Source organism: Azotobacter salinestris (genome assembly GCF_009363155.1).
GTDB lineage: Bacteria > Pseudomonadota > Gammaproteobacteria > Pseudomonadales > Pseudomonadaceae > Azotobacter > Azotobacter salinestris.
The window spans coordinates 3,551,622-3,568,761 of the sequence record NZ_CP045302.1; the positions used below are offsets into that span (position 1 = coordinate 3,551,622).

Annotated in this window: 14 protein-coding genes and 2 tRNA genes; 14 read left to right on the forward strand and 2 right to left on the reverse strand. The window is 66.8% G+C overall.

Going from position 1 to position 17,140, the window contains the following annotated elements:
* Positions 1-21 precede the first annotated feature (21 nt).
* From GCU53_RS16605 to GCU53_RS16660, 12 genes are all read left to right on the forward strand, one after another.
* The gene (locus GCU53_RS16605) at positions 22-1,521 is read left to right on the forward strand and encodes an NAD(P)H-hydrate dehydratase (protein WP_152388577.1); all 1,500 of its coding nucleotides are present in this window, start codon (positions 22-24) and stop codon (positions 1,519-1,521) included.
* Positions 1,509-1,976, forward strand: a complete 468-nt coding sequence (gene tsaE / locus GCU53_RS16610; protein WP_152388578.1) for a tRNA (adenosine(37)-N6)-threonylcarbamoyltransferase complex ATPase subunit type 1 TsaE — start codon at positions 1,509-1,511, stop codon at positions 1,974-1,976. Before GCU53_RS16605 ends, tsaE begins: the two co-directional genes overlap by 13 nt.
* A 21-nt stretch (positions 1,977-1,997) precedes the next feature.
* Positions 1,998-3,422 (forward strand): N-acetylmuramoyl-L-alanine amidase, encoded by a 1,425-nt coding sequence (locus tag GCU53_RS16615; RefSeq protein ID WP_152389937.1) that lies wholly within the window; start codon positions 1,998-2,000, stop codon positions 3,420-3,422.
* Entirely contained in the window at positions 3,419-5,332 is a 1,914-nt protein-coding gene (gene mutL / locus GCU53_RS16620; RefSeq protein WP_152388579.1) for a DNA mismatch repair endonuclease MutL, read from the forward strand. The genes GCU53_RS16615 and mutL overlap by 4 nt, the downstream gene beginning before the upstream one ends.
* 92 nt (positions 5,333-5,424) lie before the next feature.
* Complete coding sequence (miaA, locus tag GCU53_RS16625; RefSeq protein WP_152388580.1) at positions 5,425-6,396, forward strand: tRNA (adenosine(37)-N6)-dimethylallyltransferase MiaA; 972 nt, start codon at positions 5,425-5,427, stop codon at positions 6,394-6,396.
* 92 nt (positions 6,397-6,488) lie between these two features.
* The gene (gene hfq / locus GCU53_RS16630) at positions 6,489-6,743 is read left to right on the forward strand and encodes an RNA chaperone Hfq (protein WP_012699425.1); all 255 of its coding nucleotides are present in this window, start codon (positions 6,489-6,491) and stop codon (positions 6,741-6,743) included.
* A gap of 12 nt (positions 6,744-6,755) precedes the next feature.
* Positions 6,756-8,057: a ribosome rescue GTPase HflX gene (gene hflX / locus GCU53_RS16635; RefSeq protein ID WP_152388581.1), complete on the forward strand. Its 1,302-nt coding sequence runs from the start codon at positions 6,756-6,758 to the stop codon at positions 8,055-8,057.
* 96 nt (positions 8,058-8,153) lie between these two features.
* Positions 8,154-9,314, forward strand: coding sequence for an FtsH protease activity modulator HflK (gene hflK / locus GCU53_RS16640; RefSeq protein WP_152388582.1), 1,161 nt, complete (start codon positions 8,154-8,156; stop codon positions 9,312-9,314).
* Positions 9,314-10,183: a protease modulator HflC gene (gene hflC, locus GCU53_RS16645; protein ID WP_152388583.1), complete on the forward strand. Its 870-nt coding sequence runs from the start codon at positions 9,314-9,316 to the stop codon at positions 10,181-10,183. The genes hflK and hflC overlap by 1 nt, the downstream gene beginning before the upstream one ends.
* Before the next feature lie 106 nt (positions 10,184-10,289).
* Positions 10,290-10,475 (forward strand): DUF2065 domain-containing protein, encoded by a 186-nt coding sequence (locus GCU53_RS16650; RefSeq protein ID WP_152388584.1) that lies wholly within the window; start codon positions 10,290-10,292, stop codon positions 10,473-10,475.
* A gap of 34 nt (positions 10,476-10,509) precedes the next feature.
* Positions 10,510-11,697 carry an ATP phosphoribosyltransferase regulatory subunit gene (locus tag GCU53_RS16655; RefSeq protein WP_152388585.1) on the forward strand — a complete coding sequence of 396 codons (1,188 nt, stop codon included), beginning with the start codon at positions 10,510-10,512 and terminating at the stop codon, positions 11,695-11,697.
* 56 nt (positions 11,698-11,753) lie between these two features.
* Positions 11,754-13,046 carry an adenylosuccinate synthase gene (locus tag GCU53_RS16660; RefSeq protein WP_152388586.1) on the forward strand — a complete coding sequence of 431 codons (1,293 nt, stop codon included), beginning with the start codon at positions 11,754-11,756 and terminating at the stop codon, positions 13,044-13,046.
* A 125-nt stretch (positions 13,047-13,171) separates the two neighbouring features.
* Here GCU53_RS16660 and GCU53_RS16665 read toward each other — a convergent pair.
* Both GCU53_RS16665 and GCU53_RS16670 read right to left on the reverse strand, forming a co-directional pair.
* Positions 13,172-13,258 (reverse strand) — tRNA-Leu (locus GCU53_RS16665).
* A 108-nt stretch (positions 13,259-13,366) separates the two neighbouring features.
* A tRNA-Leu gene (locus tag GCU53_RS16670) sits at positions 13,367-13,453 on the reverse strand.
* A 209-nt stretch (positions 13,454-13,662) separates the two neighbouring features.
* On the opposite strand from GCU53_RS16670, the gene rnr reads away from it, so the two are divergent.
* Both rnr and rlmB read left to right on the forward strand, forming a co-directional pair.
* Entirely contained in the window at positions 13,663-16,248 is a 2,586-nt protein-coding gene (gene rnr, locus GCU53_RS16675) for a ribonuclease R (protein WP_152388587.1), read from the forward strand.
* A complete protein-coding gene (gene rlmB, locus GCU53_RS16680) occupies positions 16,245-16,988 on the forward strand; it encodes a 23S rRNA (guanosine(2251)-2'-O)-methyltransferase RlmB (protein ID WP_152388588.1) in 744 nt (247 codons plus the stop codon). The genes rnr and rlmB overlap by 4 nt, the downstream gene beginning before the upstream one ends.
* The last annotated feature ends 152 nt before the right edge of the window (positions 16,989-17,140 follow it).

Here is a 17,140-nt window from a genome sequence, read left to right on the forward strand (position 1 = left end):
GACCTTGGAGCCGATCGACGCATGCCAGACATCCGGGAAGATTTGCCGCTTTTCCTTTATACCGCTGCCCAAGTGCGCGAACTCGACGCACGCCTGATCGCCGCCGGCACGCCCGGCTTCGAACTGATGCAGCGTGCCGCCCACGCTGCCTGGCGGGCCCTGCGCCGGCGCTGGCCGCAGGCCGGCGCCGTGACGGTGTTCGCCGGCCGCGGCAACAATGCCGGCGACGGCTACCTAGTCGCTGCGCTGGCACAGCGCGCCGGCTGGCGCGTGCGGGTGCTGGCCGTGGGCGATCCGCAGCAGCTGCAGGGCGATGCAGCCCTGGCCCGGGACGAGGCGCGGCAGGCCGGGGTGGCGATCGAGCCCTGGAGCGAGTGCGCGCCGCTGGACGGCGTGCTGGTCGATGCGCTGCTCGGTACCGGCCTCGGCGGCCCGGTGCGCGAGCCCTATGCCCAGGCGATCCGCCAGATCAATGCCAGCGGCCTGCCGGTGCTGGCGGTGGACATTCCCTCGGGGCTCAGCGCCGACACCGGTTGCGCGCTGGGCGTGGCGGTGCGCGCCGAGCTGACGGTGACCTTCATCGGCCTCAAGCTGGGGCTGTTCACCGGCGAGGCGCCGGACCATGTCGGCGCGCTGGTGTTCGACGATCTGGCGGCCGATCCGCAGATCGTCTCCGCGCAGCCGGCCACGGCCCGGCGGCTGGCCGCCGGCAGCGTGGCGCGCCTGGCGTCGCGGCCGCACACCGCGCACAAGGGCCATTTCGGCCATGTGCTGGTGGTCGGCGGCGATCTCGGCCTCGGCGGCGCGGCGCTGCTCAGTGCGGAGAGCGCCCTGCGCGCCGGTGCGGGGCTGGTCAGCCTGGCGACCCGCGACGCGCACGTGCCGGCGGCGCTGGCGCGGCGGCCGGAGCTGATGAGCCGCGGTGTCGAGTCGGCCAATCAGGCGCTGGCGCTGATGAACCGGGCCGATGTGTTGGTGGTCGGCCCGGGACTTGGCCAGGAGGCCTGGGGGCGCAGCCTGCTGTCGGCGGCGGCCGGCCTCGCGCAGCCCCAGGTGTGGGATGCCGACGCGCTGAACCTGCTCGCCGCCGGCGCAGTGGGCGCCCCGGCGAAGGCCGTGCTGACACCCCACCCCGGCGAGGCCGCACGCCTGCTGGGCAGCGATATCGGCGCGGTGCAGGCCGACCGGCCGGCGGCGGCCCTCGCCCTGGCGCAGCGTCATCGCGCGGTGGTCATCCTCAAGGGCGCCGGCAGCCTGGTGGCCGACCCGCAGGGACGTCTGGCGCTGTGCGACCACGGTCATCCGGCGATGGCCGGTGCGGGGCTCGGTGACGTCCTGGCCGGTTTGGTCGGCGCCTTGCTGGCCCAGGGGCTGGACTCCTTCGAGGCTGCGTGCCTGGCGGTCTGGCTGCATGCCTGGGCGGGCGAGCGGCTGGGCGCGCAGGGGCGCGGGCTGGTGGCCAGCGATCTGTTCCCGGCGATCCGCCAGTTGCTGGAGGAGCATTCGCCGTGCCTGAGCTGAGCCTCTTCGCCGCCGACGAGGCGGCTCAACTGGTCCTGGGCGAGCGCCTCGGCGCGCTCACCGAGGGCTGCGGGATCATCTTCCTGCACGGCGATCTCGGCGCCGGCAAGACCACCCTGTCGCGCGGCATCCTGCGCGGCCTGGGGCATGCCGGTGCGGTGAAGAGCCCGACCTTCACCCTGGTCGAGCCTTACCGGATCGGCGAGCGACAGGCCTACCACTTCGACCTGTATCGCCTGAGTGATCCGGAAGAGCTTGAATTTCTTGGCATTCGTGACTATTTCGAGGGTGAGGCCCTGTGCCTGGTCGAGTGGCCGCAGCGCGGCTCGGGCTTCCTGCCGAGGCCGGACCTCGAAATCACCATTACCCAGCAAGCGGGAGGCCGCGTCTTGCGCCTGTCGCCCCATGGCGCACGGGGCGAAGCCTGGTGCGCCTCTCTGGCTCAGGAGAATTAGAACATTATGTGGGCTATTCCCATGCGTGCCTGGGCTACCACCAGCGTCGGCCTGCTGCTCGCCGCCCTGGCCGTCGATGCCTGGGCTGCCGTGGAAGTGCGTGGCGTGCGCCTGTGGCGGGCGCCGGACAATACCCGCCTGGTATTCGATCTGAGCGGCCAGGTGCAGCACAGCGTCTTCACCCTGACCGCGCCGCACCGGATCGTCATTGACGTCAATGGCGCCCAGTTGCGTACCCAGCTGGACAAGCTCGCCCTGGGCAACACCCCGATCGCCGGCCTGCGTGCGGCGCAGCGGAGCCCGACCGATCTGCGCCTGGTCCTCGATCTGTCCAAGTCGGTGGTGCCCAAGAGCTTCACCCTCGCCCCCAATCAGCAGTACGGCCATCGCCTGGTGCTCGACCTCTACGATCAGGAGCCGGCCGTGGCGCCCGACTTGCCGCCGACGCGCGTCGCCAGCACCCAGCCGGTGCCGGCTCCGGTGGTGACGCCGACCAAGCCGGCGGCCAAGGCGACCACGCCGTTGCCTCGGGGCAGGCGCGATATCGTGATCGCCATCGATGCCGGCCACGGCGGCGAAGATCCGGGTGCGATCGGCCCGCAGGGGGCGCAGGAAAAGCATGTCGTGCTGGCCATCGCCCGCGAACTGCAGCGCCAGATCAACGCCGAGAAGGGCTTTCGCGCCGAGCTGGTGCGTACCGGCGACTACTTCATCCCACTGCGCAGGCGTACCGAGATCGCCCGCAAGAAGGGCGCCGACCTGTTCGTCTCCATCCATGCCGACGCCGCGCCGCGCTCGTCGGCCTTCGGCGCCTCGGTCTACGCCCTGTCCGATCGCGGCGCGACCTCGGAAACGGCTCGCTGGCTGGCCGACAGCGAGAACCGCTCGGATCTGATCGGCGGCGCCGGCAGCGTCAGCCTGGAGGACAAGGACCGCATGCTCGCCGGCGTGCTGCTCGACCTGTCGATGACCGCCTCGCTGTCTTCCAGCCTGAACGTCGGCCAGAAGGTGCTGAGCAACATGGGACGCATCACCCCGCTGCACAAGGAGCGAGTCGAGCAGGCCGGCTTCATGGTGCTGAAGTCGCCGGACATGCCGTCGATCCTGGTGGAAACCGGATTCATCTCCAACCCCGGCGAGTCCGAAAAGCTGCAGACCCGCAGTCACCAGCAGGCGCTGGCGCGCTCCATCCACGGCGGGGTGCGCCACTTCTTCCAGCAGAACCCGCCGCCGGGCACCTACATCGCCTGGCTGCGCGATTCCGGGAAGATCGCCCGCGATCGGCAGGAGCACGTGGTCGCTTCCGGTGAAACCCTGGCGCTGATCGCCGAGCGCTATCAGGTTGGCCTGCCGGCGCTGCGTCAGGCCAACAGACTGAAGAGCGACGAGCTGAAGATCGGCCAGATCCTCGACATCCCGGCCGCCACCCTGGCGGGCCAGCCATGAACGGCCCGGCACGCATCCAACTGCTGAATCCGCGGCTGGCCAACCAGATCGCCGCCGGCGAGGTGGTCGAGCGGCCGGCCTCGGTGGCCAAGGAGCTCCTGGAGAACAGCCTGGATGCCGGTGCCCGTCGCATCGACATCGAAGTGGAGCAGGGTGGCGTCAAGCTGCTGCGGATACGCGACGACGGCTGCGGCATCGACGCCGACGACCTGCCGCTGGCCCTTGCCCGCCATGCCACCAGCAAGATCCGCGAGCTGGAGGACCTCGAGCGGGTGATGAGCCTGGGCTTTCGCGGCGAGGCGCTGGCCTCGATCGGCTCGGTGGCGCGCCTGACCCTGACTTCGCGCACCGCCGGTGCCGGGCAGGCCTGGCAGGTGGAAACCGAGGGGCGCGACATGGAGGCGCGGGTGCAGCCGGCAGCGCATCCGGTCGGCACCTCGGTGGAGGTGCGCGACCTGTTCTTCAATACGCCGGCGCGGCGCAAGTTCCTGCGCGCGGAGAAGACCGAATTCGATCATCTGCAGGAGGTCGTCAGGCGCCTGGCCCTGGCGCGCTTCGACGTGGCCTTCCATCTGCGCCACAACGGCCGCAGTGCGCTGGCCCTGCACGAGGCCGGCGACGAGACCGCGCGGGCGCGGCGGGTGGCGGCGGTCTGCGGTCCGGCCTTCCTGGCGCAGGCGCTGCCCATCGAGGTCGAGCGGAGCGGCTTGCGCCTGTGGGGCTGGGTCGGCCTGCCGACCTTCTCGCGCAGCCAAGCCGATCTGCAGTACTTCTACGTCAACGGTCGCATGGTGCGCGACAAGCTGGTCGCCCATGCGGTGCGGCAGGCCTATCGCGACGTACTGTTCAACGGCCGGCATCCGACCTTCGTGCTGTTCCTCGAGGTCGATCCGGCGGTGGTGGATGTCAACGTGCATCCGACCAAGCACGAGGTGCGTTTTCGCGACAGCCGCATGGTCCACGACTTCCTCTACGGGACCCTGCATCGCGCCCTGGGCGAGGTGCGCCCCGAGGATAGCCTGGCGGCACCGGCCGTCGCCCCGGGCGCGCCACCGGCTTCCGGACCCGCGGCCGGCGAATTCCGCGGGCAGGGGGAGATGTCGCTGTCCGCCGATGTGTCCGAGCGGGAGCCCGCCAGGCAGGCAGCTTGGAGGGGGGCGGGTGCCGGCTATCAGGCGCCTGCGCCGCGGCCGGCGGTGCACTCCGCCGAGACTGGAGGGGTGTATCGCGAGTTTTTCGCACCGCTGGACGCGCCCCGGGCCGAGCCCGCGGCCCGGCCGGAAGGGGGGGGCGGCACTCCGTTGGGCGATACCCCGCTGGGCGGTATCCCGCCGCTCGGCTATGCCCTGGCCCAGCTCAAGGGCATCTACATTCTTGCCGAGAATGCCCAGGGGCTGGTGCTGGTGGATATGCATGCGGCCCACGAGCGGATCACCTACGAGCGCCTGAAGGTCGCCATGGCCAGCGAGGGCTTGCGCGGCCAGCCGTTGCTGGTGCCGGAAAGCCTGGCCCTGAGTCAGCGCGAGGCGGACTGCGCCGAGGAGCACGCCGAGTGGTTCCAGCGGCTGGGATTCGAGTTGCAGCGCCTCGGTCCCGAAACCCTAGCGATCCGCCAGACGCCGGCTCTGCTCCGCCAGGCCGAGGCGAGCCAACTGGTGCGCGATGTGCTGGCCGATCTCCTGGAGTACGGTACCAGCGACCGCATCGAGGCGCATCTCAACGAGCTGCTGGCGACCATGGCCTGTCATGGTGCCGTGCGCGCCAACCGGCGCCTGAGCCTGCCGGAGATGAACGCCCTGCTGCGCGACATGGAGCGCACCGAGCGCAGCGGCCAGTGCAATCACGGGCGGCCGACCTGGACGCAGCTCGGCATGGACGAGCTGGACAAGCTGTTTCTGCGCGGCCGCTAGCCGGACGGCCCCTCCGTTGGGCGGGGCCGCTTGCAGCCTGCCGGCCGGCATCTGAAACTATGCCCCCTTCCGCGCCCGTGCCGAGTTCATCGATGTCCCGCCTTCCTCCCGCCATCTTCCTCATGGGGCCGACTGCCTCCGGCAAGACCGATCTGGCGCTGGAGCTGGCGCGGGCCTTGCCGTGCGAGCTGATCAGCGTCGACTCGGCGCTGATCTACCGGGGCATGGACATCGGCACGGCCAAGCCCTCGAAGGCGCTGCTGGCCGAGTTTCCCCATCGCCTCATCGACATCCGCGATCCGGCGCAGAGCTACTCCGCCGCCGAATTCCGCGACGACGCCCTGGTGGCCATGGCGCAGATCAGCGCCCGGGGACGCATACCCCTGCTGGTGGGCGGTACCATGCTGTACTACAAGGCCCTGCTCGAGGGGTTGGCGGACATGCCGGGCGCCGATCCGGCGCTGCGCGCGGAGCTGGAGGCGCGGGGAGCTGCGGAAGGCTGGCCGGCCCTGCATCGGGAGCTGGCGGCAGTCGATCCGGAGTCGGCGGCGCGCATCCATCCCAACGATCCCCAGCGTCTGGTGCGGGCTCTGGAGGTCTACCGGGTCAGCGGCTTGTCGATGACGGCCCACCGGTTGCGTCAGGCTGCGCAAAATCCTGTATCCGGCGACTCGGCTGGGGGGCATTTGCCTTATACTGTGGCGCATCTGGCAATAGCGCCGACGCAGCGACAGATTCTGCACGAGCGGATCGCCCAACGATTCCGCCTGATGCTGGAGCAGGGCTTCGTCGACGAGGTCGAATCCCTGCGGCAGCGCGGCGACCTGCACGAGAGCCTGCCCTCGATGCGTGCGGTCGGCTATCGGCAGGTATGGGAATATCTCGATGGCCGACTGACGCGGGAACAGATGGTCGAGCGTGGCATCATCGCGACGCGCCAACTGGCCAAGCGGCAGTTCACCTGGTTGCGCAGCTGGACCGGCCTTCACTGGTTGGACAGTCTGGGGGACGACAATCTTCAACGCACCTTGAAATACCTCGAGGCGGCCGCCATATTGGCCTGAACTTCAGTCCTTGCTGCCGTTTTGGGTTTTCCATGGGGGCGGCCTGCCATTTTTCTTCGATTTCCAAACCATCCCTGAAAGGAGAGCTCCACATGTCAAAAGGGCATTCGCTACAAGACCCTTACCTTAATACCCTGCGCAAAGAGCGCGTTCCGGTTTCCATCTATCTGGTCAACGGCATCAAGCTGCAGGGCCAGATCGAATCCTTCGACCAGTTCGTGATTCTGCTGAAGAACACTGTCAGCCAGATGGTCTACAAGCACGCGATTTCCACTGTAGTGCCGAGCCGTCCCGTGCGCCTGCCCACCGCGAGCGAGGGCGAGCAGCCCGAACCCGGCAACGCCTGATGGGAGCCCGCCTTGTTCTTTGAGCGCCCTGGTGGTGGAGAGCGGGCCATTCTGGTTCATCTCGAGGGTCAGGATCCCGAGGCGCGCGAGGATCCGCAGGAGTTCCAGGAGCTTGCCCGCTCGGCTGGTGCCGACGTGGTGGCGTTCGTCGGTGTGACGCGCCACCAGCCGAGCGCCAAGTACCTGATCGGGACCGGCAAGGTCGGGGAACTGCACGATCTGGTCAAGGCCGAGCAGGCCGAGCTGGTCATCTTCAATCACGTCCTGACACCCAGCCAGGAGCGCAACCTGGAGCGCGCCTTCGAGTGCCGGGTGCTCGACCGCACCGGTCTGATTCTGGATATCTTCGCCCAGCGCGCACGTACCCACGAGGGCAAGCTGCAGGTCGAGCTGGCCCAGCTGGAGCACATGAGTACGCGCCTGGTTCGCGGCTGGACCCACCTGGAGCGGCAGAAGGGCGGTATCGGTCTGCGCGGTCCCGGGGAGACCCAGTTGGAAACCGACCGGCGCCTGCTGCGGGTACGCATCCGGCAGATCCGCCAGCGTCTGGAGAAGGTGCGCAGCCAGCGCGAGCAGGCGCGGCGCGGCCGCCGGCGCGCGGACATTCCCCTGGTTTCCCTGGTCGGCTATACCAATGCCGGCAAGTCCACCTTGTTCAACGCCTTGACGGCTTCCGAGGTCTACGCGGCCAACCAGCTGTTCGCCACCCTCGATCCGACCCTGCGCCGTCTCGAGCTGGACGACCTGGGAGCGCTGGTGCTGGCCGATACGGTGGGGTTCATCCGCCATCTGCCGCACAAGCTGGTCGAGGCATTTCGCGCTACGCTGGAAGAGTCGAGCAATTCCGACCTGCTGCTGCACGTGATCGATGCCCATGAGCCCGAGCGCATGGCGCAGATCGAGCAGGTCATGGCCGTACTGGGGGAGATCGGCGCCGACAACCTGCCGATTCTTGAGATATACAACAAGCTGGATCTGGTCGAGGGCATGGAGCCGCAGATCCAGCGCGATGTCGACGGCAAGCCGCTGCGGGTCTGGGTGTCGGCCCGCGACGGGCGCGGCCTGGATCTGTTGCGCCAAGCCGTCGCCGAGCTGCTGGGGGATGATCTGTTCGTCGGAACCCTGCACCTGCCACAGGGGCTGGGGCGCCTTCGCGCGCAGTTCTTCGCGCTCGGTGCAGTGCGCGGCGAGACGCACGACGAGGAGGGGGGGAGCCTGCTGGCAGTACGTTTGCCACGAATCGAACTCAATCGCCTGGTCAGCCGGGAGGGGCTGCGGCCGGACGAATTCATCGCGCAACATACTTTGCAATGAAAGTGCAGCCGGCATTTTTGCCGCCGGAAGCGGGCAATTGGGTAGCATGGGGCGGCGTGCCGTGGGCGCGTCTGTGTTTTTCGGATGGAGAGCGCTATGGCTTGGAATGAGCCGGGTGGCAATTCTAACAATCAGGATCCCTGGGGGGGACGTCGCGGCGGTGACCGCAAGGGGCCGCCGGACCTCGACGAGGCGTTCCGCAAGTTGCAGGAAAGCCTGAATGGCATGCTGGGAGGCAAGCGGCGCAGCGGTGACGGGGGCGCCGGCAAGGGCGGCGGTTTCGGCCTGTTCGGCATTGCCCTGGCAGTGCTGGCGGCTTTCTGGCTGTACAGCGCGATCTACGTGTTGGACGAGCAGGAGCAGGCGGTGGTGCTGCGCTTCGGCAAGTATCACGAAACCGTCGGGCCGGGCCTGAATTTCCATTTCCCGCCGATCGATCGCAAGTTCGTGGAAAACGTCACCCGCGAGCGGGCCTACAGCAAGCAGGGGCAGATGCTCACCGAAGACGAGAACATCGTCGAGGTGCCGCTCACCGTGCAGTACAAGATCAGCAACCTGAAGGACTTCGTGCTGAACGTGGACCAGCCCGAGGTCAGCCTGCAGCACGCCACCGACAGCGCCCTGCGCCATGTGGTGGGCTCCACCGAAATGGACCAGGTCCTCACCGAAGGGCGCGAACTGCTGGCGAGCGAGGTGCGGGAGCGTTTGCAGCGCTTCCTCGATACCTACCGGACCGGCATCGCCGTGACCCAGGTGAACGTGCAGAACGCCCAGGCGCCGCGTGAGGTTCAGGAGGCGTTCGACGACGTGATTCGGGCTCGCGAGGACGAGCAGCGCGAACGCAACCAGGCTGAAGCCTATGCCAATGGCGTGATTCCCGAGGCGCGCGGCCAGGCCCAGCGGATTCTCGAGGATGCCAACGGTTATCGCGAAGAGGTCGTGGCCCGCGCCCAGGGCGAGGCGCAGCGTTTCGGCAAGCTGGTGGCGGAGTACCGCAAGGCGCCGGAGGTGACTCGTCAGCGCCTGTACCTGGAAACCCTGCAGGAAGTCCTGAGCAACAGCAGCAAGGTCCTGATTGGCGCCGAGGGCGGGCAGAACAACCTGCTTTATCTGCCGCTCGACAAGATGCTCGAGGGGCGTGCGGGCAATGCCTCGACTGGCTTGCCGGCGCCTGCGGCAGCGGGCGGCGCCGAAGTGGGCTCGCAGATCATCAATGATCTGCAGCAGCGAGACCTGCGTTCAAGGGAGAGGCGTTGATGAGCAACAAGTCCGTGGTCGCCCTGGTCGTCGGAGTGGTTCTGGCGGTGGTTATCTGGAACAGCTTCTACATTGTGGCGCAAACCGAAAAGGCTGTCCTGCTGCAGTTCGGTCGCATCGTCGAAGCCGATGTCCAGCCCGGGTTGCACATGAAGATTCCCTACGTCAACAAGGTGCGCAAGTTCGATGCCCGCCTGCTGACGCTGGATTCTCCGACCCAGCGCTTCCTCACCCTGGAGAAGAAGGCGGTGATGGTCGATGCCTACGCCAAGTGGCGGGTGGCGGACGCCGAGCGCTTCTACACCGCTACCTCCGGTCTCAAGCAGGTTGCCGACGAGCGCCTGCTGCGGCGTCTTGAGTCGGGGCTGCGCGACCAGTTCGGCAAGCGCACCCTGCATGAGGTGGTCTCCGGCGAGCGCGATGCGCTGATGGCGGACATCACCCAGATGCTCGATCGCCTGGCGCGCAAGGAACTGGGGATCGAGGTGCTCGACGTGCGGGTCAAGGCCATCGATCTGCCGAAGGAGGTCAATCGCAGCGTGTTCGAGCGCATGAGCACCGAGCGCGAGCGCGAGGCTCGCGAGCATCGCGCCAAGGGCAAGGAACTGGCCGAGGGGATCCGTGCCGATGCCGACCGCCAGCGCCGGGTATTGCTGGCCGAGGCCTATCGCGAGGCGGAAGAGCTTCGGGGCGAGGGCGATGCACTGGCTGCTGCCATCTATGCCCAGGCCTACCAGCAGGATCAGGAGTTCTATGCCTTCCACCGCAGCCTGCAGGCCTATCGCGGCAGCTTTGCAGACAGGAGGGATGTGTTGGTCCTGGATCCGAAGAGCGAGTTCTTTCGCTATCTGGAGCAGGCCAAGCCATGATGGGGTATCCGGCGGGGCACGCCCCGCCGGGATGCCGCGGAAGGAAAACATGGTATTATGATGGGCCAGCCGGGAAAAACCCGGCTTTTTTGCGTCTGTGGAAATCATGTGGCAGGAATTCGCGATTGCCTTGTGTCTGATGCTGGTGCTCGAAGGCATCCTGCCATTCCTCAATCCGCGACGCTGGCGTAGGGCGGTCGTGCAGCTGGTGCAGTTGTCGGACCGTCGGCTGCGTCTCATGGGGTTGGCCAGCATGTTGCTGGGAACCGCCCTCCTTTATTTGCTTCACTAAGGCTTGCCGCCCGGATCGAGAGAGGAAAGGCGTAATGGCAACGGTAGATCGCTGGCTGCTGCCGGATGGTATCGAGGAAGTTCTGCCGCCCGAGGCGGCCCGCATCGAGGTGGTGCGCCGCCAGATGCTGGATCTGTTCCAGCGCTGGGGCTACGAGTTCGTCGTCACCCCGCATATCGAATTCCTGGAGTCTCTGCTGACCGGCGCCGGTCAGGACCTGGATCTGCGTACCTTCAAGGTGACGGATCCGCTGTCCGGTCGCCTGATCGGCTTTCGTGCCGACATCACTCCACAGGTCGCACGCATCGATGCGCACACGCTGCGTCGCGAGGAACCCAGCCGGCTCTGCTATGCCGGCAGCGTGCTGCATGCGAAGCCGCGGGCTCTGTCCACCTCGCGCAGCCCCATTCAGCTGGGGGCGGAGCTTTACGGCGATGCCAGCCCGGCCAGCGACGTGGAGGTCATCAGCCTGATGCTGGAGGTGCTCGAGCAGGTCGCAGTGCCGGACGTGCACATGGATCTCGGGCATGTCGGCATCTATCGCGGGCTCGCCCGGGCGGCAGGACTTTCCGGGGGAGTCGAGCAGCAGCTGTTCGATGCCCTGCAGCGCAAGGCCATCGACGAGGTGGAGGCCCTGACCGCGGCGCTGCCCGCGACCCAGGCCTCGATGCTGCGCGCTCTGGCTGAACTCTGCGGTGGTCGCGAGGTCCTCGACCTGGCTCAGGCCTGTCTGGTCGATGCGCCTGCCGAGGTGCATGCGGCCCTGGACGAACTGATCGCCATCGCCGACACACTGAGCGTGCGCTATCCGGAGCTGCCGCTGTATTTCGATCTGAGCGAGCTGCGCGGCTATCACTACCACACCGGCGTGGTGTTCGCCGCCTTTGTGCCGGGGGTCGGTCAGTCGATCGCCCAGGGTGGTCGCTACGACGACATCGGTGCCGATTTCGGCCGTGCCCGCCCGGCAACCGGCTTCTCCACCGATCTGAAGACCCTGGTGGCGCTCGGGCAGGTGGCGCCGGCCGAGCCGGTAGTCGGCATCTGGGTTCCGGACAATCACGATGTCTATCTTTGGCAGATGGTGCAGCGCCTGCGGCGCCAGGGCGAGCGGGTGGTCCAGGCCTTGCCGGGCCAGCAGATCGCCGCCGCCCGGGCCTGCGGCTGTGACCGGCAGTTGCTGCTGAGCGATGGTCAGTGGCGGGTAGTGCCGCTGGCATCCTGAGTTTCTCCAGCCGGTCCACGGGCCGGCATCAGTTTTTCCCGAAGAGGACAAGCGTTATGGGTAAGAATGTCGTGGTCCTGGGCACCCAGTGGGGCGATGAGGGCAAGGGCAAGATCGTCGACCTGCTGACCGATCAGGCGGCAGCCGTCGTGCGTTATCAGGGTGGCCACAATGCCGGTCACACCCTGGTCATCGATGGCGAGAAGACCGTGCTGCACCTGATCCCGTCCGGGATTCTGCGCGACAACGTGGAGTGCCTGATCGGCAACGGGGTGGTCGTGGCGCCGGACGCGCTGCTGCGCGAGATCGCCAAGCTGGAGGAGAAGGGCGTGCCGGTGCGCGAGCGCCTGCGCATCAGTCCGTCCTGCACCCTGATCCTGCCCTACCACGTGGCTCTGGACCAGGCGCGCGAAGCCGCCCGTTCCGAAGGCAAGATCGGCACCACCGGTCGCGGTATCGGTCCGGCCTACGAGGACAAGGTGGCACGTCGCGGTCTGCGCATCGGCGATCTGTTCAATCCGGAGCGTTTCGCCAAGAAGTTGCGCGAACTGCTGGAATACCACAACTTCGTCCTGCAGAACTTCTACAAGGTCGAGCCGGTGGACTTCCAGAAGACCCTCGACGAAGCGCTGGGCTACACCGAGCTGCTCAAGCCGATGATCACCGATGTCGCTGCCCGTCTGCACGAGTTGCGCAAGCAGGGTGCCTGCATCATGTTCGAGGGGGCGCAGGGGGCGCTGCTGGACATCGACCATGGCACCTATCCCTATGTGACCAGCTCCAGCACCACCGCAGGCGGTACCGCCACCGGTTCCGGCTTCGGCCCGCTATACCTCGACTATATACTCGGCATCACCAAGGCCTACACCACTCGCGTGGGTTCCGGGCCTTTCCCCACCGAGCTGTTCGACGACATCGGTGCGCACCTGGCCAGCAAGGGTCATGAGTTCGGCTCCACCACCGGTCGGGCTCGTCGCTGTGGCTGGTTTGATGCGGTGATCCTGCGGCGCGCCATCGAGATCAACAGCATCTCCGGCCTGTGCCTGACCAAGCTGGACGTGCTGGACGGCCTGGAAACCGTCAAGTTGTGCGTGGCCTACCGGAACGCCGAAGGTGCCATTATCGAGGCTCCGACCGATGCCGACAGCTATGTGGGGCTGGAGCCGGTATACGAAGAGATGCCCGGCTGGAAGGAGTCGACCGTGGGAGTCAAGAGCCTGGACGAGCTGCCGGCCAACGCCCTTGCCTACATCAATCGCATCGAGGCGCTGGTCGGTGCGCCCATCGACATCATCTCTACCGGTCCGGATCGCAACGAAACCATCGTGCTGCGCCATCCGTTCGCCTGAGGCTGGGCGTTCCAAGGCCGCCTGCGGGCGGCCTTCCGCATGCGGGTGCGTCGCTGGTGCTGGAGGAGGGGGTAGTGGTATGGAAACGAAAAAACCGAGCCATTGGCTCGGTTTTTCTTGAATAGTGGTGCCCAGGAGAAGACTCGAACTTCCACGGTGTTGCCACCGCTAGGACCTGAACCTAGTGCGTCTACCAATTCCGCCACCTGGGCACATGCGATGATCGAGCATCGCTTGTTGCAGTGTTTGTTGCTTTTGGCAATGCGGAGCCTGCTGTCCGCTCAAGAGATCGCTTCAGTGAAGCGTGCTCTCAATCAATATGGTGCCCAGGAGAAGACTCGAACTTCCACGGTGTTGCCACCGCTAGGACCTGAACCTAGTGCGTCTACCAATTCCGCCACCTGGGCACTGCATTTCGATGCTGTTACATCGATTTCATGCTACAACGTCTCAGCGCTGTGGGCGCGAACTATACGGAGCAGCCCATGGCTTGTAAACCCTTGCGGTGAAAAAAATTATTGTCGCCGTAAAGCTGACCGACAGATGGGTTTCGCGCTTCAATAAGCAGATGGCAAACACATCGAATGGAAACCATGAACAAGGTGACAACGCACTGATGGCCGATTGGCAAAGCCTCGATCCCGAGGCCGCCCGCGAGGCGGAAAAGTACGACAACCCCATTCCCAGTCGCGAGCTGATCCTGCAGCGCCTCGACGAGCGCGGCGCTCCTGCCAGTCGCGAGGAACTGGCCGAAGAGTTCGGCCTGCGCGAAGAGGAGCAGATCGAAGCCCTGCGCCGGCGTCTGCGCGCCATGGAGCGCGACGGCCAGTTGATCCACACCCGTCGCGGCACCTATGCACCGGTGGACAAGCTCGATCTGGTGCTCGGTCGGGTCAGCGGCCACCGCGACGGCTTCGGCTTCCTGATTCCGGATGACGGCAGCGACGACCTCTTTCTCAGCCCGATGCAGATGCGCCTGCTGTTCGACGGCGATCGTGCACTGGCGCGGGTAGCCGGCTTCGACCGGCGGGGGCGCCGCGAGGGCGCCATCGTCGAAGTGGTCTCGCGGGCCCACGAAACCATCGTCGGCCGCTACTACGAGGAGGGCGGCATCGGGTTCGTGCTTCCCGACAACCCGAAGATCCAGCAAGAAGTGCTGGTCACCCCTGGACGCACGGCCAACGCCTCGGCCGGTCAGTTCGTCGAGATCCGCATCACCCACTGGCCGACCCTGCGTTTCCAGCCACAGGGCGACATCATCGAGGTGATCGGCAACTATATGGCGCCGGGCATCGAGATCGACATCGCCCTGCGCAGCTACGACATTCCCCATGTCTGGCCGGAGGCCGTGCTCAAGGAGGCGCGCAAGCTCAAGCCCGAGGTGGAGGAGAAGGACAAGCTCAAGCGCATCGATCTGCGCCATCTGCCCTTCGTCACCATCGACGGCGAGGATGCCCGCGACTTCGACGACGCTGTCTACTGCGAGAAGAGCCTGCTGGCCCCGTTCGCCGGTGGCTACCGCCTGTACGTGGCGATCGCCGACGTGTCCCACTACGTCAGGGTCGGCTCGGCGCTGGACGAGGAAGGCAGCCGGCGCGGCAACTCGGTGTATTTCCCCGAGCGGGTGGTGCCAATGTTGCCGGAGGAGCTCTCCAACGGGCTCTGCTCGCTCAACCCGCAGGTCGACCGGTTGGCCATGGTCTGCGAGATGACCATATCGCGCTCCGGCAAGATGACCGATTACCAGTTCTACGAAGCGGTCATCCATTCCCATGCCCGACTGACCTACAACCGGGTCAGCACCATGCTGGAGCAGCCGAAGAGCCCCGAGGGCAAGCGGCTGCGCAGCATCTATGCGGGGGTGCTGCCACACCTCAAGCAGCTGCACTCACTCTATAAGGTGCTGGTGAAGGCGCGTCAGGTGCGCGGCGCCATCGATTTCGAAACCCAGGAAACGCGCATCGTCTTCGGCTCCGGACGCAAGATCGCGGAGATCCTGCCGACCGAGCGCAACGATGCGCACAAGCTGATCGAGGAATGCATGCTATGCGCCAACGTGGCGACCGCCGCGTTCCTGCAGAAGCACGAGCTGCCGGGCCTCTACCGGGTGCACGACGGTCCGCCGGCGGAGCGTCTGGAGAAGCTCAAGGCCTTCCTGGGCGAGCTCGGCCTGAGCCTGCATCGCAGCAAGGACGGCCCGACGCCGAAGGACTATCAGATGCTGCTGGAGTCGATCCAGGGGCGAGCGGATTTCCACCTGATCCAGACGGTGATGCTGCGTTCGCTGAGCCAGGCGGTGTACAGCGCCGACAACCGCGGCCACTTCGGCCTGAACTACGAGGCCTATACTCATTTCACCTCGCCTATCCGCCGCTATCCCGACCTGTTGGTGCACCGCGCGATCCGCAGCGTGATCCGCTCCAAGCGCGAGACGCCCCATGTTCGCCGTGCAGGGGCGTCGAGCATGCCCAGGGCGCGCATCTATCCCTATGACGAGGCGGCCCTGGAGCAGCTCGGCGAGTCCTGTTCGATGACCGAGCGGCGGGCCGACGAGGCGACCCGCGACGTGGTCAACTGGCTGAAGTGCGAGTTCATGCAGGATCGCGTCGGCGAGCGTTTCGACGGGGTGATCACGGCGGTGACCGGCTTCGGCATCTTCGTCGAGCTGAAGGACATCTATGTCGAGGGGCTGGTGCATGTCACCGCACTGCCGGCCGACTACTACCACTTCGATCCGGTTCATCATCGCCTGTCCGGGGAGCGCAGCGGGCGTGGCTTCCGGCTCGGCGACAGCGTTGCCGTGCGGGTGATGCGGGTCGACCTGGACGAGCGGCGGATCGATTTCGAGCTGGTCGAGGGCGAGCGCGGGCAGCCGACCGGGCGTCGTCGGCGTGCCGAGCCGGAGGAGGGGGGCGAGGAGCGTGCCACCAAGGGGCGAGGCAAGGGCGCCAAGGGGGGCAAGACCAAGGAGTTGGCGCCGCTGGCTTCGGAGCTGCTGGCCCAGGCCGAGGCCATGCTCGGTAATACCGATGTGAAGAAGAGTCGGGCGACCAAGGAGGCATTGCTGGCCGAAGCCAAGACCGCCAAGCCGGAGCGCCGGAAGACGGCCAAGGGCTCCGCCGAGAAGGATGGGGGCGGCAGACAGCCCAAGTCGACTGACAAGGGCTCCTCCCGCAAGGGCCGGAGCAAGGCCCGAACATGAGCGACCTGGAGAGAATCTACGGCGTGCATGCCGTCGAGGCCCTGCTGCGTCATCATCCCCGCCGGGTCAAGCAGCTCTGGCTGGCCGAGGGACGTCAGGATCCGCGGATCCAGGGGCTGCTCGAGCTGGCCCGGCAGGCACGGGTGCCGGTCGGCCAGCGCGAGCGTCGCGAGCTGGACGAGTGGGCTGAAGGCGTGCATCAGGGAGTGGTCGCCGAGGTCAGTCCCAGTCAGGTCTGGGGCGAGGCGATGCTCGACGAGTTGCTCGACCGCTGCGAGGGGCCGCCGCTGCTGCTGGTGCTCGACGGCGTCACTGATCCGCACAATCTCGGCGCCTGCCTGCGTACCGCCGACGCGGCCGGCGTGCAGGCGGTGATCGTGCCCAAGGACAAGTCGGCCACCCTCAATGCCACGGTGCGCAAGGTCGCCTGCGGTGCCGCCGAGGTGGTGCCGCTGGTGGCGGTGACCAACCTGGCGCGGACCCTGGAGAAGCTTCGCCAGCGCGGCCTGTGGACGGTCGGTACCGCCGGCGAGGTCGAGCAGGAGCTCTACGGGCTGGATCTGCGCGGCCCGACCGTGCTGATCATGGGCGCCGAGGGTAAGGGCATGCGCCGCTTGACCCGCGAGCACTGTGACTACCTGGTACGCCTGCCGATGGCCGGCAGCGTCAGCAGTCTGAACGTGTCCGTCGCCACTGGCGTCTGCCTGTTCGAGGTCGTGCGCCAGCGCCGCCTGCAGTAACGGCAGGGTGCCGTGCGCCTTGCTTCCCTCCCGGCCCTTCTCTAGAATTGCGCCCCTTGTCCCGAACCGGGGCGCACCGCCCCGGACTCCCGGCAAGTCCAACGAGTCATTCACTCCTTGCCTGACCGCATCGCGTCGGCAGGCTGCAACCC

Bases quoted from the DNA above. Each gene is read 5' to 3' on its own strand.
- GCU53_RS16605 (WP_152388577.1), top strand. From the start codon at position 22: ATGCCAGACATCCGGGAAGATTTGCCGCTTTTCCTTTATACCGCTGCC.
- GCU53_RS16615 (WP_152389937.1), top strand. From the start codon at position 1,998: ATGCGTGCCTGGGCTACCACCAGCGTCGGCCTGCTGCTCGCCGCCCTG.
- mutL (WP_152388579.1), top strand. From the start codon at position 3,419: ATGAACGGCCCGGCACGCATCCAACTGCTGAATCCGCGGCTGGCCAAC.
- miaA (WP_152388580.1), top strand. From the start codon at position 5,425: ATGTCCCGCCTTCCTCCCGCCATCTTCCTCATGGGGCCGACTGCCTCC.
- hfq (WP_012699425.1), top strand. From the start codon at position 6,489: ATGTCAAAAGGGCATTCGCTACAAGACCCTTACCTTAATACCCTGCGC.
- hflK (WP_152388582.1), top strand. From the start codon at position 8,154: ATGGCTTGGAATGAGCCGGGTGGCAATTCTAACAATCAGGATCCCTGG.
- hflC (WP_152388583.1), top strand. From the start codon at position 9,314: ATGAGCAACAAGTCCGTGGTCGCCCTGGTCGTCGGAGTGGTTCTGGCG.
- GCU53_RS16650 (WP_152388584.1), top strand. From the start codon at position 10,290: ATGTGGCAGGAATTCGCGATTGCCTTGTGTCTGATGCTGGTGCTCGAA.
- GCU53_RS16655 (WP_152388585.1), top strand. From the start codon at position 10,510: ATGGCAACGGTAGATCGCTGGCTGCTGCCGGATGGTATCGAGGAAGTT.
- GCU53_RS16660 (WP_152388586.1), top strand. From the start codon at position 11,754: ATGGGTAAGAATGTCGTGGTCCTGGGCACCCAGTGGGGCGATGAGGGC.
- rnr (WP_152388587.1), top strand. From the start codon at position 13,663: ATGGCCGATTGGCAAAGCCTCGATCCCGAGGCCGCCCGCGAGGCGGAA.
- rlmB (WP_152388588.1), top strand. From the start codon at position 16,245: ATGAGCGACCTGGAGAGAATCTACGGCGTGCATGCCGTCGAGGCCCTG.